We start from the raw sequence: 16,126 nt of genomic DNA on the forward strand, positions 1-16,126 counted from the left end.
CGACGGATCGCGTATGGTCCGCCGTACCGCGGTTGCCGCCCTCTCGATCGCCCTCCTGCTCGTGCTCGCCGGCTGCGGGGGGTCGCAGGTCACGACGGCCCGGTGGGATCACAGCCCCGACGGGGACGGGGCGACGTCGCCGTCGAGCGACCCGGACGGCATCGAGGTGTCGGGCGGGAACCTCTCGGTCGACCCCGACGCGGTGTGGGAGCGCGTGCTCGCGCTCCGCGGCCTCGACGCCGACCCGCCGAGCCTCCTGTTCCTCGACGACTCCGGGGAGGGCCCGGACGGGTCGCTGTCGGCGGGGGCGCCGGCGCCCGGCTTCAGGCGCGCCCTCGGCGTCGACGCCGCCGCGGGGAACGGGACGCTGCTCGGGTACGTCGAGAGCCCCTACATCGTCCACCTCACGCCCGCAGCGACGGCGGCCGGCCCGTCCACCGTCGAGTACGTCCTCGCCCACGAGTTCGTCCACGTCACGCAGTTCCGGGTCGGCGCGTACGGCTCGGTGTACGAGGTCGTCCCCGAGTCCCACGACGGCGAGACGGCCGGCGGGGCGGTCACCGAGGGCGCCGCCGAGTACGTCGCGATCCGGTACGTCGACCGGCACCTCCCCGCGAACAGCTCGGCCGCGCGGCGGGCGAACGCGACCGCCTGGCGGCGCTCGTACCTGAACGCCTCCGGGGAGCGGCGCCTCTCGCTGATGACGTACTACTTCGGGCTCCGGCACGTCGACCGGCGGGTCACCGGTCCCGCCGACCTCGACGCCGTGTACCGGACGCCGCCGCGCACGACCGAGGCGCTGATCCACGGGGACGCGCCCGGGAGCCGGTACCCGCCGAGCCTGACGGTCGACCGCCGCGGCGACGGGGAGTGGGAGTCGGTCGCCGAGCCCACCCGGATGGGCGAGCTGTTCGTCCGGGGCGTGCTCGGCACGGAACTGCCCGAGGAGCGCGCGGCCGCCGGCGCCGACGGCTGGGGCAACGACCGCCGCCTCGCGCTGGCCGACGGCGACGCCCGCGGCTACGTCTGGGCGCTCCGGTTCGACGACGGGGCCAACGCGACGGAGTTCGCCGCCGCGTTCGGGGCGTACCTGAACGCGACCGACGGCGGCCCCCGCGAGGCCAACGGCGTCCGATTCCGGGTCGAGCGGCCCCGCCCGGGGCTCGTCGTGCTCGTGTTCGGCGACGGGTCGTTCCGCTCGACCGTCAGCGTCGACGCGCCCCGCGAGCGGTACGTCGTCGTCGAGACGTAGCCCGTCGGCCGCGGGCGTACACTCAAGCCGCCGGGCCGTGACGGTCCGTCCGTGTCCGAACACACGGTGTTCTCGATGGACGAGCGGATGGAGCGGGCGACCGCCGCGGCGCTCCTGCGGGGGATCGCCGCCGACCTCGCCGCCGGCGACGACCTCCGGCTCGGCGAGGGCGACGACGCCGCGAGCGTCCCGCTCCCCGACTCGATGGACGTCGAGGTCGACCTGGAGGTCGACGGGGAGGACGACGGGACCGAACTGGAGGTCGAACTCGAGTGGGAGGAACGCGACGTGACGGCCGCGGAGCGGGCCGGTACGGACGAGGGTGACGAGGCGGGCGGAGGCGACGCCGAACCCACGGACGCCCCGGAGTCGACCGACGACGGGGAGGCGCTCGGGATCGCCGCGACGGACCCGGAGGACCTCCCGGCGAAGGCGGTCCCGGCGCCGGGCGCCGCCCCGCCGACGTCGCTCGCCCGGTTCGAGCTGTACCGCGACCGGGCCGACGAGTGGCGCTGGCGGCTCGTCCACCGCAACGGCAACATCGTCGCCACCAGCGGCGAGGGGTACAGCTCCGACCGCGCCGCCAGACGGGGAATGCGGAGCGTGATGCGGAACGCGCCCGACGCGGCGGTCCTCCGCGAGGAGTAGTCGCCCGCTCAGTCGTCGTCGTCGGGCGTCGGGGCGCTCCCGTCGCCGTCGACCGATCCCGGCCCGCCGTCGACCGATCCTGGCCCGCCGTCGACTGATCCGGCGGCGCTTCCGGCGTCGGCCCCGCGCTCGTCCTCGATCACGCCCTCCGTCCAGGTCCCCCGGAGGAACCACAGCGCGCCGACGACGAGCGAGCCGACGGCGCCGAACGTCCACGCCCACCACAGCCCGTCGGGGCCGAGTCCGAGGCCGGACACCGGGCCGACGACGGGCACGACGACGGTGAACGAGTACGCGAGGACGACCGCCGCCGGGATGCGGAACGCCCACCGCGACAGCAGCGACAGCCCCATCGCGGTGCGGGTGTCGCCGGCGCCGCGGAACGCGCCCTGCAGCACCATCAGCCCGCCGAAGGCGGCCCACGCGGGGGCGGTGATCCGCAGGAAGGAGACCCCCTCCTCGACGACGGCGGCGTCGTTCACGAACACCCGGATCGCCAGCGCCGGGAACACCCAGACGACGGCGCCCGCGAGCGCGAGGACGGCCATCGTCCCCCCGGTGCCGGTCCAGGCGACCCGGCCCGCCCGGTCGGGCGTGTCGGCGCCGAGGTTCTGGCCGACGCCCGTCGCCGTCGCCTGCCCGACCGCGCCGGCGACGGTCCAGGAGACGGACATCAGCCGGACGCCGACGCCGTAGGCGGCGGTCGCGGCGGGGCCGAACCGCGCGACCAGCGCCGCCATCGCCACCGCGGCGAACGAGCGCGCCCAGCCGTCGAGCGTCCCGGGGTAGCCGACGTCCACCAGCTTCCGGAGCACCGCGGGGTTCGGGCGGAGGTCCGCGAGGTGCAGCTGGATGCCCCAGTCGCCCCGCACGAGGACGTACACGCCGGCGGCGGCCGCCAGTCCGCGCGAGAGGAACGTCGCCCAGGCTGCCCCGCGCGTCCCCATTGCGGGGACCGGTCCCCACCCGAGGATGAACACCGGGTCGATGACGATGTTGACGCCGGCGGAGGCGGCGACGAGCCACATCGCGGTCTTGGTGTCGCCGGCGCCCTGCAGGGAGGCGCGGAACGCGAAGAACAGGAACGTGAGCGGCAGGGTGAGGAAGATGACCTCGATGTAGGCGAGCGCCTCGGCGAACACGACGCCCTCGGCGCCGATCGCCCGCAGGAGCGGTCGGCGCGCGAGGAAGCCGGCGGTCGCCAGCGCGACCGACACCGCGACCGCGAGGAGGGTCGTCTGGGCGACCACCTCGTCGGCCTTCCGGTCCGCGCCGGCGCCGACGTGCTGGGAGACGAGCGCGATGGTCGCGGCCGTGAGCCCCATCGCCGTCGAGACGAACATCCACGAGAGCGGGAACATGAGCGACACCGCGGCGACGGCCTCGGGGCTCACGCGGCCGACCCAGAACACGTCCGCGAGGTTGTAGAGGGTCTGGAGGAGGTTGCCGAGGACGAGCGGCCACGCCAGCGCGAACAGCCGGGGCGTCACCGCGCCCTCGGTCATGTCCACGCGCGCGTCGGTGTTCGCCATGGGGGGAGCCTCTACGGGTATCGGTGTGTCCGGCGCCTAACAGTTGCGGAGGCGGTCGGGGCGGCCGGCTTCGGCTGTGGCTCCCGGCGGTTCCCCGTCCCGCGCTTCCGCGCCCGCACCGCGCCGGGCTACTCGGCCCCGCCGTCGTCGCCCCCGTCGGCGACCGCACCCTCGTCCGCCCCCGCGTCACCGGCCGCCCCCGCACCCGCGGCGGCGGGGCGCCGACGCGCCGCGAGGTCGCCCCGGACGCGCGACCCGAGGGGGACGGCGGCGTACACGCCGATCGCGGCGAGCACGACCGTCCCGCCGGCGGCCACGTCGTACAGGTACGACAGCGTGACGCCGGCGAGCGTGGCGACCTGCCCGGCGGCGACGGCGGCGACGATCGACCGTTTGAACCCGGAGACGGGCGCGGCCGCGGCGACGGGGATCACCAGCATCGCGGCGACGAGGATGACGCCCATGATCTGCATCGCGCCCACGACGACCACCGCGGTGAGCACCGCGAGCAGGCGGTTGTACCGGGTCACGTCGACGCCGGCCGCGCGGGCGCCCACCTCGTCGAAGGTGACGTACACCAGCGGGCGGTAGGCGGCCCCGACCGCGAGGCCGACGACGACCGTCATGAGCAGCAGGGTCCCCGCGCTCGCCCGCGAGACGGTCGCCAGCGACCCGAACAGGTAGGCGTCGATGCCGACGGCGATCCCCCCGTCGGTCGCCGTCACGAGGACGCTCCCGACGGCGAACGACCCGGTGAGGACGATGGCGAGGGAGGTGTCGCGGTAGGCGCCCGCGCGGTCGACGAGCGCCTGGACGACCAGCGCGGCGAGGGCGGCGACGACCAGAGCCGTCGCGAGCGGCGGCATCGCGACCGCGAACGTCGCGTTGACGAACAGCCCGGCGGCGACGCCGGCGAAGGCGGCGTGCGCCAGCGTGTCGCCGATCATCGCCATCTCGCGGTGGACCAGGAAGCTCCCGACCAGCGGCCCGACGAGCGCGACGCACACGGCCGCGAGGTACGCCCGCTGCATGAACGGGTACGCGAGCATCTCGACGCCGGTCGCCCCCGCGAGCGCGTCGAGCAGGCCGCCCCAGAGGTCGCGCAGGAGCGCCTCCAGCACCCGGTCGACGGCGTCCCCGTCGGCCGCCGTGAGCGGTGTCGTCCCCCTCATCGGTGGTCGTGGGCCACGACGTGCTGTGCGTTCCCGTACGCCGCCGCGAGCGCGTCCGTCTCGACGAACGCCTCGGGGTCGCCGTGGAAGAACAGCTCACGGTTCAGACACGCGATCTCGGTCGCGTGAGCGGTGACGACGCCGATGTCGTGCTCGATGAGGACCACGGTCATCCCCTCGCCGTTCAGTTCGTGCAGGAGGTCGTAGAACGCCTCCCGGGACTCGGCGTCGACGCCGACGGTCGGCTCGTCCAGCGCGAGCAGGTCCGCCTCGGCGGCGAGCGCCCGCGCAATGAACGCCCGCTGGCGCTGCCCGCCCGAGAGGCGGCCGACCCGCCGGTCCGCGAGGTCGGCGATGCCGACGCGCTCCAGCGCGGCCACGACCGCCCGGCGGTCGCCGTCGCCGAAGCGGCCGAAAAGGTTCCCGTGGTACCGGCTCATCCGGACGACCTCCCGGACGGTGACGGGCATCCCGCCGGCGGCGTCGCCCACGTCCTGCGGGACGTAGCCGACGCGGTCGGCCTCGGCGAACTCGTGCGGCGGCGCGCCGAACAGCGAGACAGAGCCGCTGTCGGGGCGGCGGAGGCCGATCATCAGTTCGAGGAGGGTCGTCTTGCCGGAGCCGTTCGGGCCGACGAGGCCGAGGAACTCCCCCGACTCGACCGACAGCGAGACGTCCTCGACGACCGGCCGGTCGCCGTAGGCGAACGTCACGTCACGGAGGTCGACGGCGGCGGTCATCGCGCCAGCGCCCGCTCCAGCGTCGGGAGGTTCACCTCGCGCATCACGTCGAGGTAGCCCCAGTCGTCCTCGGCCCACTCGTCGGTCAGCCCGGGCATCGCCGTCAGCGGCAGCACCGCCTCGGCGTCCGTCTCGGCGACGAGCTGGTCGGCCGCCCGCCCGGACTCGATCGGGTCCGCACAGACGTACCGGAGGTCGTGCTCGGCGATGACTTCCCGTGCCCGCTCGATGTCGCGGGTCGTCGGGCGGTCGTCCGGCGCCACCCCGGTCAGCGCCTCCACGTGCAGGCCGTACCGCTCGCCCAGGTAGCGGAAGGAGTTGTGCCCCGCGACGAGGAGCACGTCGCGGTCGGCCTCGGCGACCGTCGCCTCGATGTCCCCGTGGAGGGCCTCCAGGTCCGCCCGGAACGCCGCGGCGTTCGCCTCGTGGGCGTCCGCGGCCCCGGGGTCGACCGACGAGAGCGCCTCCCGGACGGTCCCCGCCGCGGTTCGGACGCGCAGCGGGTCCATCCAGAAGTGCGGGTCCGCGCCGCCGCCGTGCTCGTCGTCCTCGTCGGCGTGCGTCCCGTTCTCCTCGTGGTGGTCGTCCTCGTGATGCTCCTCCTCGCCGCCGTGATCGTGTCCGTCACCCTCACCGGGCGCCAGCAGGTCCACGTCGACGCTGATATCGACCGTGGCGACGCCCTCGCCGTCGGCGTCGAGGTCGGTCAGGACGTCGTCGACCCACGGCTGGAACCCGGGCATCCCGTGGACGAGCAGGTCCGCGTTCCGGATGTCCTCGCGGACGCGCGGCCCCGGCTCCCAGCCGTGGCCGTGCTGGCCGACCGGCACGAGCAGGCCCGTCGCCGTCGCGTCGCCGGCGACCCGCGCGGTCACGTCCCCGAACACGAAGAACGAGGACTGCGCGGTCGCTCCCCCCTCGGATCCCCCGGCCGCTTCCGTCCCCGACGGATCCGAGGCGGACCCCGTACAGCCCGCGAGCGTCCCGATACCCGCGCCTCCGGCCGCGGCGGCGACGAACCGCCGTCTGGTGACCTCCATCTCTGATTAACAATTTAGCGGTTCAGTATAATAACTTTGGCGTTCGGAGTGCGTTTCGGATAATAACGAGTGCCGGCACGTCGCGCCGGCGGCCCAAGAGCGAAGCCGCCGGCGGGGGTCGTCGTGGTATGAGCGATCCTGCCGACGGCGACGCGGAGGCACCGCCCGCGAGCGCGGCCGACGCCGTGATCGACGGGAGCCTCGACGGGTACCGGGAGTCGCTGTTCGACCTCCTGCGCCTGCCGACGGTGAGCGCCACGGGCGAGGGGATGGACGCCGGCGCCGACGCCGTCCGCGACCTGCTGGCCGACCACGGCCTCGACGCCCGGCGCATCGAGACGGACCGCTACCCGCTGGTGTACGGCGAACGCGTCGCCGCCGACCCCGACGCGTCGACCGTCCTCTTCTACGGACATTACGACGTCCAACCGGCCGAGCACCCCGAGCAGTGGGACTCGCCGCCGTTCGAGCCGACGGTGCGCGACGGGAGCATCTACTGCCGCGGCGCCGGCGACAACAAGGGGCAGTTCCTCGCCCACGCGTTCGCGCTCGACGCGCTCGCGCGGGCCGACGCGGTGCCCGAAGTAACTGTCAAGCTCCTCGTCGAGGGCGGCGAGGAGAGCGGGAGCCTCGGGCTGAAGACGTATCTGGATGGAGAGGCCGGGATCGAGGACCCCGGCGTCGACTCCGCCGCCCCCGCCGCCGCGATCCGTGACGCGGACCTGGTCTACGTCGCCGACGGCCCGCAACACCGCTCGGGCCGCCCGACGCTCATCTACGGGAACAGGGGGATCCTGACGTTCCAGTTGGACCTCACGACGGCGAACGCGGACCTCCACTCGGGCAACTTCGGCGGCCCCGTGCCGAACGCCGCCACCGAACTCGCCGAGGTGGTCGCGTCGCTGACCGAGTACGGGGACGGCACCGACCCCGACCGCGGCTACCCCAGCGGCGGCGACCGCGTCGCCGTCGACGGCTTCCACGAGGGCGTCGCGGTGACGGAGGCGGACCGCGAGCTGGTCGATCGGCTCCCGGACGACGCCGACGAGGTGCGCGAGGAACTGGGACTCACACACTTCGCGACCGACCGCGACTACTACGAGCGCCTGCTGCTGGAGCCGACGGTAACCGTGAACGGCCTCGACGCGGGATACCAGGGCGAGGGGAGCAAGACCGTCGTCCCACGCGAGGCGACCGCGAAGCTCGACTCCCGGCTCGTCCCGGGGCAGGATCCCGACACGGTCTTCGAGCGGATCCGCGAGCACGTCGCCGGCGTCCACCCGGACGTGGAGGTCCGCAAGGGCACCGGCTTCCCGCCGATGAAGACCCCAGTGGACACGCCGGCCGCGCCCCCGGTCCTGGAGGCGCTGTCGGCGGTGTGGGGCGCGGATCCCGTGGAGCTCCCGGTGCTGGGCGGGTCGCTCCCGGCGGCGTTCTTCCGCCGCGTCGACGCGCTGGCGGACGTGCCGGTGCTCGTGGTGCCGTACGCGAACCCCGACCAGGGGAACCACTCGCCGAACGAGCACCTCGACCTGGACTGCTTCGAGAACGGGATCCGGACGACCGCGGCGTTCCTGGAGCGGGTGGCCGACGCCGAACTGTGACCCGGCCCGGGTCGGCCGAGCCGCGCCGCGTCGCCGACTCCGCTTCCCGCCTCGCCGCCTGCCGAACCCTTTAGCCCCGGCCCGCCCGCGGTGGGCACATGACCGGCCCAGCCGACGACGGCTACGCCGTCGCCCGCTTCCTCGCCGTCGAGCACGTCGACTCCCCGTCGTTCACGCCCGGAGGACGCCTCCTGTTCCTCGCGGACACCTCCGGCACGCCGCAGGTGTGGACCGCAGACGAGCCCGCCGGGTGGCCGACGCGGCTCACCCCGCACGAGGAGCGCGTCTCCGGGCTCGCGGCCTCGCCCGCCGACGAGTCGTTCGTGTACGCGATGGACCGCGGGAGCGACGAGCGCGATCAACTCCTGCACTACGACCTCGCTACGGGCGTCGAGCGTCCCCTCACGGACGACCCGGAGTCGAAGCACGCGTGGGGCGCGTGGGGCCCCGACGGCGACCGGGTCGCGTACGCGGCCAACCGCGAGGAGGACGGCCGCTTCGACGTGTACCTGCAGGCGGTCGGGACCCCGGACGCGCCGGCGGGCGACCCCGAGCGCGTGTACGAGGGCCCGGGCGGCTGGCTCGACGTCGCCGCGTTCGGCCCCGACGGCGACCGCCTGGCGCTCTCGAAGGCCCGCTCCAGCTACGACGAGGACCTGCTCGTCCTCGACCTCGACTCCGGGGAGACCCGGACGCTCTCGGACGGCTCGGAGGCGACCTACTCGCACGTGCACTTCGACGGCGAGGGCGGCCTGCTGTGCGTCACGAACCGCGACAGCGACACGGCCTACGTCGGCCGGATATCGCTCGACTCGGGAGCGGTGACGCCCGTCGCCGGGCACGACGAGGCGGCCGGCGAGCCCGGGACGGACGCGTGGGACGTCGACGCGCTCGCGTTCGACCGGGAGACGCGACGGATCGCCTACACGGTCAACGAGGGGGGCTACTCCCGCCTGCACGCCGGGACGCTCGCGGGCGAGCCGGCCGACCCGGCGGTCCGGTCGGTCGAGACGCCCGCCGTGGACGGCGTCGTCCGGGAGCTCACGTTCGGCCCCGACGCGGAGCGGCTCGCGTACACGCACACGTCGCCGACGGAGCCCTACGGCGTCCGCGCCTGCGAGTTCGGCGACCGCGACGAGGTGAACTGGACGCCGGTCGGCCGCAACGGCCTCCCGGAGGCGGCGTTTCACGCGCCCGAGACGGTCCGCTACGGGACGTTCGACGGGCGGGAGATCCCCGCGTACTGGACGCTCCCGCCGGGCGTCGACGGCGACGACCCCGACGCGTCGGTGCCGGCCATCGTCGACGTCCACGGCGGCCCCGAGCACCAGCGCCGGCCGTGGTTCTACCCGACGAAGCAGTTCTTCCTGAACCGGGGGTACGCGGTGCTGGAGCCGAACGTCCGCGGTTCCTCGGGGTACGGGAAGGCGTACGCCCACCTCGACGACGTGGAGAAGCGCATGGACTCGGTGGCGGACGTCGCCGCCGGCGTCGAGTGGCTCCACGATCAGCCCGCCGTCGACGACGACCGGATCGTCGCGTACGGCCGCTCCTACGGCGGGTTCATGGTGCTCGCTGCGATCACGGAGTACCCCGACCTGTGGGCCGCGGCCGTCGACTTCGTCGGCATCGCCGACTTCACGACCTTCCTGGAGAACACCGGCGAGTGGCGCCGGAGCCACCGCGAGGCCGAGTACGGCAGTCTGGAGGACGACTACGAGTTCCTGAAAGAGATCTCGCCCCTCTCCAGCATCGAGGCGGTCAGGTGTCCGCTGTTCGTCCAGCACGGCGCGAACGACCCCCGAGTGCCCGTCGGCGAGGCCGAGCAGGTGGTCGAGGCGGTCCGCGAGCGGGGCGTGCCCGTGGAGTCACTGATCTTCGAGGACGAGGGCCACCACACGACGAGCCGCGAGAACCTGATCACGGAGTTCGAGGCCATCTCCGACTTCCTCGACGAACACGTGTGAGCCGCGGGCCGGCGGGTCACCCGTCGCCCGCCCGCTCCAGCGTCCACACCTGCGTCGCGGCGTCCTCCGCGATGGCGTCGCCGTCGAAGCCGCCGGCGACCGACCCCGCGGCGAACGGCGAGGCGTCGACCACCGCCTCGACGAGGCGCTTCGGGAGCATCGCGAGCTCGGAGGCGTCGGCGAGGACGACGTCCCCCTCCGGCGTCAGCAGCTCCCGCTCGACGCGGAACAGCTGTTCGACGGGGTCGGTCACGGTCGTCCGCGACCGGACGGTGTACGTCTCCCCTGCCCGCTCGACGGTCGTCTCCTCCCACTCGCCGTACGTCTCACAGATCACGTCGAAGTCGGGGACGAACACGTCGAACACGAACCGGCCGCCGGGACCGAGCGCGTCGTGGACGTTCGAGAGCGTCGCCCGCAGGTCCGGCAGCGTCCGCGCGAACTGGAGCGAGTTGTACGGGCAGATCGCGAGGTCGTAGGCGCGGTCGGCCTCGAGGGCGGTCATGTCGGCCTCGCGTACCGCGGGGTCGAGGTCCTCGGCGCGGGCCTTCCCCCGCAGCCGGTCGAGCCGCTCGGCGCTCAGGTCGACGCCGTCGGCGTCGACGCCGGCCCGGAGGAGCGGGAGGTGGACCCGGCCGGTGCCGCAGGCGAGTTCCAGCACCGGGCCGTCCGCCTCGCGCGCCCGGTCGACGTAGAACTCGACGTCCTCGCGCTCGGCGTCCCGGTGGCGGAGGTCGTACAGCTCCGCCTCGGTGATCGCGGGGTCGTCGGGCATACCGGTCGGTCCGGGGCTGTCGGATTAACGCCTCGGTGGGCGTGTGACCGACCGACGTGGCGACGCGGCGCACGGCCGCCGCCTCACCAGCCGTTCCCGATGTCGCCCGCCAGCGCCTCCAGGATCCGGTCGGTCGTGTTCTCCACGACCTCCGCCATGAACTCCGGGTCCGAGTTCGTCGGATCGCCCAGGCCGCCCTGCTCGGTCACGTCCGAGAAGTACGTGTACGAGCGCGTCTCGGGCATGTCCGTTGTCTCCTGGGGCTCCTTCCGGTCGGCCTTCACGAGGTCCTCGCGGACCAGTTCGACGAAACTCGTCTCGTGGTCGCCGGCGTGGCCCCACCCCTCGCCGAAGTGATCCTCCAACTCGTCGCGGCCGAAGTCCGTCCAGTGGACGAAGTGGGCGCCGGTGTCGTGGTCCCGGTTGATCCGGTCGGTCGCCAGCGAGAGCGCCTCCCTGTTGCCGCCGTGGCAGTTGAGGAAGAGCACGCGCTCGGCGCCGTGCTCCGCGAGGGAGGCGCCGACGTCGACCAGCGCGGACTTGTACGTGTCCTGCGAGAGGGTGACGGTCCCCGGGAACGGCATGTGGTGCTCGGAGTACCCGTACGGGAGGGTCGGCGCTCGCAGCAAGTCGAGGTCGTGGTCGGGCGCCGTCTCGACCAGCTCGGCCGAGAGGTGGTCGGCCCGGAGGGTGTCCGTCGACAGCGGGAGGTGGACCGAGTGCTGTTCGGTGCTGCCGGTGGGAACGACGACGGCGTCGGCGCCCAGCAGGGCGTCGCCGGCGTCCTCCCACGTCATGCGCGCGAGGTCGTGGTCGGTCTCGGGCATACCGCCCCGCGCGGCGGCCGGGGGGATACCCCTTCGGGAAGCGGCACGCGGGACGGGGATGCGGCCCGCGCCGACGCCGCGTGCGCCTCCCGTCGCGGCCGCCTCCTCCGCGTCGGAGGACGCGGCTTGAAGTCGCGCCGGGCCGAGCACCGGGCATGGACGAGCACGCCCGCGCCGCGACGGCCGACCTGCTCCGGCGAACGATGCGACGCGACCGCCTCCCCGCCGTCAGCGTCGCCGTCGTCGACCGGGACGGCACCCTGTACGCGGACGGCTTCGGCTCGCGCGACCTGGCGGGCAACCGCCCCGCGACGCCGGGGACGCTGTACGGCGTCGGCTCGGTGACGAAGTCGGTGACGGCGCTCGCGCTCGCGCAACTGCGGGAGGCGGGGATGCTCGAGTTCGACGACCCCGTCGCCGCCCACCTCGACGTGGACCTGGGCGGCGCGGACGGCGAGCCGGTCCGGCTGCACCACCTGCTGTCGCACTCCTCGGGCCTCCCGTCGCTCGGGACGAGCGAGGCGCTCATCGGCCGCCGCCTGCGGCGCGACACCGACACGGTCCCGCTCGCGGACGCCGACGACTTCCGGGCGCACGTGGAGGGCGCGGTCGGGTCGGCCGGGCCCGGGGCGGGCGGGCCCGGCGCGGACGCGACGGGGTCGGGGCCGAGGGGCGGTCCGCGCGCCCCGGACCGCGACGAGCGGATCGCCGCCCCCGGCGAGCGGTTCGCCTACAGCAACGAGGAGTACGTCCTCCTCGGCGAGGTGATCGAGGAGAACACCGGCCGGCCGTACGGTCGCTACGTCGAGGAGCACGTGCTCGACCCGCTCGGGATGGATCGGGCCACCTTCGAGGACGCCGCCTACGCGATGGACGACGACCACGCGACGATGTACCTCCGGGAGCCGCGCGAGAACGGGACCGCGTCGGGGTCGGCGACCGGCGCGGGCGGGAGCCGGGAGGACCTCGTGGCGTCGTCGGTGCCGACGCGGGAGCTGTCGCGGCCGGCCGGCGGCCTGCTCGCGCCCGTCTCGGAGCTGGCGACCTACGTCCGGCTGTTCCTCGGCGACGGCGCGGTCGACGGCGACGAGGTCGTCTCCCCGGAGTCGGTCGCGGCGCTGACCGAGGGCCGCGTCGACACGCCCTCGGGCCCGTACGGCTTCGGTTGGCGGACCCGCGAGTCGTGCGGACACGACCTCGTGGGGCACTCCGGGTCGATCGCCGTCTCCTCGGCGTACGTCGGCTTCTCGCGGGAGGCCGGGCTCGGCGTCGCCGTCGCCGCGAACGCGTCCCCCGACTACCCGCTCGTCAGGCTCGGCGAGGGCGTGTTCGCGTGCGCGCTCGGGCGGGACCCGTACGAGGCGGCGCCGTTCTTCGAGCGCCGCCGCCGCTTCGACCGGCTCGCCGGCGAGTACGCCTCCTACCGTGGCGTGAAGCGGGCGTACGTCGCCCGCGCCGGGGGGAGCGGGAGCCTCCGGCTCGACCTCGCGGGCCCGCTCGGCGGGGAGTCGCTCCCGCTGGTCGAGACGGCCGACGACGACCCCTACGCGTTCCGGACGACGAACGCGGCGGGCGAGGCCGTCCCGGTCGAGTTCCGCGTCGGCGACGCGGGCGCCCCGGCGACCGCGGGCGGAGGCGGCGCGGCGGACGTGGACCTGCTGTACGACCGCTGGCACCTGCACAAGGTCGCCGACGAGGTCGTCGGGCGGGAGTAGCGGGGTCGGGAGTGGTCGCGACCCGGCGCCGTCGGCCGGTTCCCCGCGTCACGCCGTGCCGCGAAAGGTTTACCCGGAGTTTCGGCATACTCTCCGGCAACTGATGGAACTGATCGTCACCGAGAAGGACAACGCCGCGCGGCGCCTCTCGGAGATCCTCTCGAACGGGGACTTCGACACCGAGCGGCGCGCCGGCGTCAACGTCTACCGCTGGGGCGGCACCCGCTGCATCGGGCTGTCGGGCCACGTCGTCGCGGTGGACTTCCCGCCGGAGTACGACGACTGGCGCGACGTCGAGCCCGCGGAGCTGGTCGACGCCCCCGTCCGGAAACGACCCACGCAGGAGGGGATCGTCCGGGCGCTCCGCCTGCTGTCGCGGGAGGCCGACCGGGTCGTCATCGCCACCGACTACGACCGCGAGGGGGAGCTCATCGGCAAGGAGGCCTACGAGCTGATCCGCGAGGTGAACGAGGACGTCCCCGTCGACCGCGTGCGCTTCTCGTCGATCACCGAGAACGAGGTGCGCCAGGCGTTCGACGACCGCGACGAGATCGACTTCGACCTCGCGGCCGCGGGGGAGGCCCGCCAGATCATCGACCTGATCTGGGGGGCGTCGCTGACGCGGTTCCTCTCGCTGTCGGCCCGGCAACTGGGCGACGACTTCATCTCCGTCGGCCGGGTGCAGGGGCCGACCCTGAAGCTGATCGTCGACCGCGAGCGCGAGATCGAGGCGTTCGACCCCGAGGACTACTGGGAGCTGTTCGCCGACCTGCTGAAGCGCGAGGGCTCCGAGACCGACCCGGAGGCGGACGCCTCCGACGGCCGCGACGCGCCGTCGGAATCCGCGGCCTTCGAGGCGCAGTACTTCTACGAGGACGACGACGGCACCGAGGCCGAGCGCGTCTGGGACGAGGCGACCGCGGAGGCGGTGTACGAACGCCTCGCGGGCGCCGAGGCGGCGGAGGTGTCGTCGGTGCGTCGCCGCCGGCGGACCGACGAGCCGCCCGCGCCGTTCAACACGACGCAGTTCATCCGCGCGGCCTCCTCGCAGGGGTACTCGGCCCAGCGGGCGATGAGCATCGCCGAGGACCTCTACACGGCGGGGTTCATCACCTACCCGCGGACGGACAACACGGTGTACCCCGACGACCTCGACGAGCGCGAGCTGCTGGAGGAGCTCTCGTCGGGCCGCGAGTTCGGCGACGACGCGGAGTCGCTGCTGGAGCTGGACGACATCGAGCCGACCGAGGGCGACGAGGAGACGACCGACCACCCGCCGATCCACCCGACCGGCGAGCTTCCGGCGCCCTCCGACCTCTCCGAGGACGAGTGGGAGGTGTACGAGCTGGTGGTGCGGCGGTTCCTCGCCACGTGCGCGCCCGACGCCGAGTGGGAGCACCTGCGCGTCGTCTCGGAGATCTCCGCGGGCGACGCCGCCGTCGGCGCCGACGACGGCCCGCTGCGGCTGAAGTCCAACGGCAAGCGGCTCGTCGAGGAGGGGTACCACGCGGTGTACCCGTACCTCTCGACCAACGAGAGCTACGTCCCCGACGTGACAGAGGGGGAGCGGCTCTCGGTCGTGGAGACGCGCTCGGAGGCCAAGCAGACCCAGCCCCCGCGGCGGTACGGCCAGTCGCGGCTCATCGAGACGATGGAGGATCTCGGGATCGGAACGAAAAGCACGCGCCACAACACCATCCAGAAGCTGTACGACCGCGGCTACATCGAGAGCGACCCGCCGCGGCCGACCGGGCTGGCGAAGGCGGTCGTCGAGGCCGCCGAGGAGTTCGCCGACCGGATCGTGAGCGACGAGATGACCGCCCAGCTGGAGGCGGACATGCAGGCCATCGCCGCCGGGGAGAAGGACCTCGACGAGGTGGCCGACGAGTCCCGCGAGATGCTGGAGCGGGTGTTCGAGGAGCTGACCGACTCGCGCGAGGAGGTCGGCGACCACCTCCAGACGTCGCTGAAGGCGGACAAACAGCTCGGGCCGTGTCCCGAGTGCGGCGACACCCTCCTCGTGCGGAAGTCGCGGGCGGGGTCGTACTTCGTCGGCTGCGACGGCTACCCCGACTGCGAGTACACGCTGCCGCTGCCGTCGACGGGCAAGCCACTCATCCTCGATGAGACGTGCGAGGACCACGGGCTCAACCACGTGAAGATGCTCGCCGGGCGCAAGACGTTCGTCCACGGCTGCCCGCAGTGTCAGGCCGACGAGGCCGACGAGGAGGACGACGAGGTGATCGGCGCGTGTCCCGAGTGTGGGGAGGAGCACGGGGGCGAACTCGCGATCAAGCGCCTCCGCTCGGGCTCGCGCCTCGTCGGCTGTACCCGCTACCCGGACTGCGACTACTCGCTGCCGCTCCCGCGGCGGGGGGAGATCGAGGTGACCGACGAGACCTGCGAGGAACACGACCTCCCGCACCTGGTCGTCCACTCGGGCGACGAACCGTGGGAACTGGGCTGTCCGATCTGCAACTACCGCGAGTACCAGTCGCGCCAGGCGGGCTCGGAGCTGGAGACGATCGACGGGATCGGCGAGAAGACCGCCGAGAAGCTGAAGGACGCCGGCGTCGAGGACGTGCCCTCGCTCAAGGAGATGGAGCCGGACGCGCTCGCCGAGAAGGTCGACGGCGTCGGCCCGGACACGGTCCGCGACTGGCAGGCGAAGGCGGACTAGAACCCACCTGTCACGCTGTGGGTCGGCTTCGACGGCCCTCGGCGAAACGTGGATCGAAGCCACTCCTCCCTCGCTTCGGCGGCTTCGGCGCCGCTCGGTCTCGGCCCGCTCGTTCGCCTCGCCCACTCGCGGAAGCGTTCTCTCGCGCGCGTTCCGCCTCTCGAACGGATGAAG

The 16,126-nt window shown here is 73.7% G+C and carries 12 protein-coding genes; 6 read left to right on the forward strand and 6 right to left on the reverse strand.

Translation table 11 applies throughout. The annotated features are described in order from the left end of the window. Positions 1-13: 13 nt before the first annotated feature. Positions 14-1,252, forward strand: a complete 1,239-nt coding sequence (locus tag ACQUQ1_RS15145; RefSeq protein ID WP_435065148.1) for a hypothetical protein — start codon at positions 14-16, stop codon at positions 1,250-1,252. 51 nt (positions 1,253-1,303) lie between these two features. Then, positions 1,304-1,900 (forward strand): HVO_2922 family protein, encoded by a 597-nt coding sequence (locus ACQUQ1_RS15150; protein WP_435065149.1) that lies wholly within the window; start codon positions 1,304-1,306, stop codon positions 1,898-1,900. Between the two features lie 8 nt (positions 1,901-1,908). Here ACQUQ1_RS15150 and ACQUQ1_RS15155 read toward each other — a convergent pair whose 3' ends face one another. The 4 genes from ACQUQ1_RS15155 to ACQUQ1_RS15170 form a co-directional block, all read right to left on the reverse strand. Beyond that, positions 1,909-3,432, reverse strand: coding sequence for an MATE family efflux transporter (locus ACQUQ1_RS15155; RefSeq protein ID WP_435065150.1), 1,524 nt, complete (start codon positions 3,430-3,432; stop codon positions 1,909-1,911). Between the two features lie 128 nt (positions 3,433-3,560). Then, positions 3,561-4,604, reverse strand: a complete 1,044-nt coding sequence (locus ACQUQ1_RS15160) for a metal ABC transporter permease (RefSeq protein ID WP_435065151.1) — start codon at positions 4,602-4,604, stop codon at positions 3,561-3,563. After that, complete coding sequence (locus ACQUQ1_RS15165; protein WP_435065152.1) at positions 4,601-5,344, reverse strand: metal ABC transporter ATP-binding protein; 744 nt, start codon at positions 5,342-5,344, stop codon at positions 4,601-4,603. Before ACQUQ1_RS15165 ends, ACQUQ1_RS15160 begins: the two co-directional genes overlap by 4 nt. Continuing rightward, a complete protein-coding gene (locus ACQUQ1_RS15170) occupies positions 5,341-6,384 on the reverse strand; it encodes a metal ABC transporter substrate-binding protein (protein WP_435065153.1) in 1,044 nt (347 codons plus the stop codon). Before ACQUQ1_RS15170 ends, ACQUQ1_RS15165 begins: the two co-directional genes overlap by 4 nt. 128 nt (positions 6,385-6,512) lie before the next feature. Here ACQUQ1_RS15170 and ACQUQ1_RS15175 point away from each other — a divergent pair, with 128 nt between their 5' ends. Both ACQUQ1_RS15175 and ACQUQ1_RS15180 read left to right on the forward strand, forming a co-directional pair. Next, positions 6,513-7,988 carry a M20/M25/M40 family metallo-hydrolase gene (locus ACQUQ1_RS15175; protein ID WP_435065154.1) on the forward strand — a complete coding sequence of 492 codons (1,476 nt, stop codon included), beginning with the start codon at positions 6,513-6,515 and terminating at the stop codon, positions 7,986-7,988. A gap of 98 nt (positions 7,989-8,086) precedes the next feature. Beyond that, positions 8,087-9,955: a S9 family peptidase gene (locus ACQUQ1_RS15180; protein ID WP_435065155.1), complete on the forward strand. Its 1,869-nt coding sequence runs from the start codon at positions 8,087-8,089 to the stop codon at positions 9,953-9,955. Between the two features lie 16 nt (positions 9,956-9,971). Here ACQUQ1_RS15180 and ACQUQ1_RS15185 read toward each other — a convergent pair whose 3' ends face one another. Then, positions 9,972-10,730, reverse strand: coding sequence for a class I SAM-dependent methyltransferase (locus tag ACQUQ1_RS15185; RefSeq protein ID WP_435065156.1), 759 nt, complete (start codon positions 10,728-10,730; stop codon positions 9,972-9,974). Between the two features lie 83 nt (positions 10,731-10,813). Beyond that, entirely contained in the window at positions 10,814-11,557 is a 744-nt protein-coding gene (locus ACQUQ1_RS15190; RefSeq protein ID WP_435065157.1) for a creatininase family protein, read from the reverse strand. A gap of 155 nt (positions 11,558-11,712) precedes the next feature. On the opposite strand from ACQUQ1_RS15190, the gene ACQUQ1_RS15195 reads away from it, so the two are divergent. Further along, positions 11,713-13,272 (forward strand): serine hydrolase, encoded by a 1,560-nt coding sequence (locus ACQUQ1_RS15195; protein WP_435065158.1) that lies wholly within the window; start codon positions 11,713-11,715, stop codon positions 13,270-13,272. Positions 13,273-13,375: 103 nt separating this feature from the next. Beyond that, the gene (locus tag ACQUQ1_RS15200) at positions 13,376-15,952 is read left to right on the forward strand and encodes a DNA topoisomerase I (RefSeq protein ID WP_435065159.1); all 2,577 of its coding nucleotides are present in this window, start codon (positions 13,376-13,378) and stop codon (positions 15,950-15,952) included. The last annotated feature ends 174 nt before the right edge of the window (positions 15,953-16,126 follow it).

It is taken from the genome of Halobaculum sp. EA56 (genome assembly GCF_051195075.1).
Lineage (GTDB): Archaea > Halobacteriota > Halobacteria > Halobacteriales > Haloferacaceae > Halobaculum.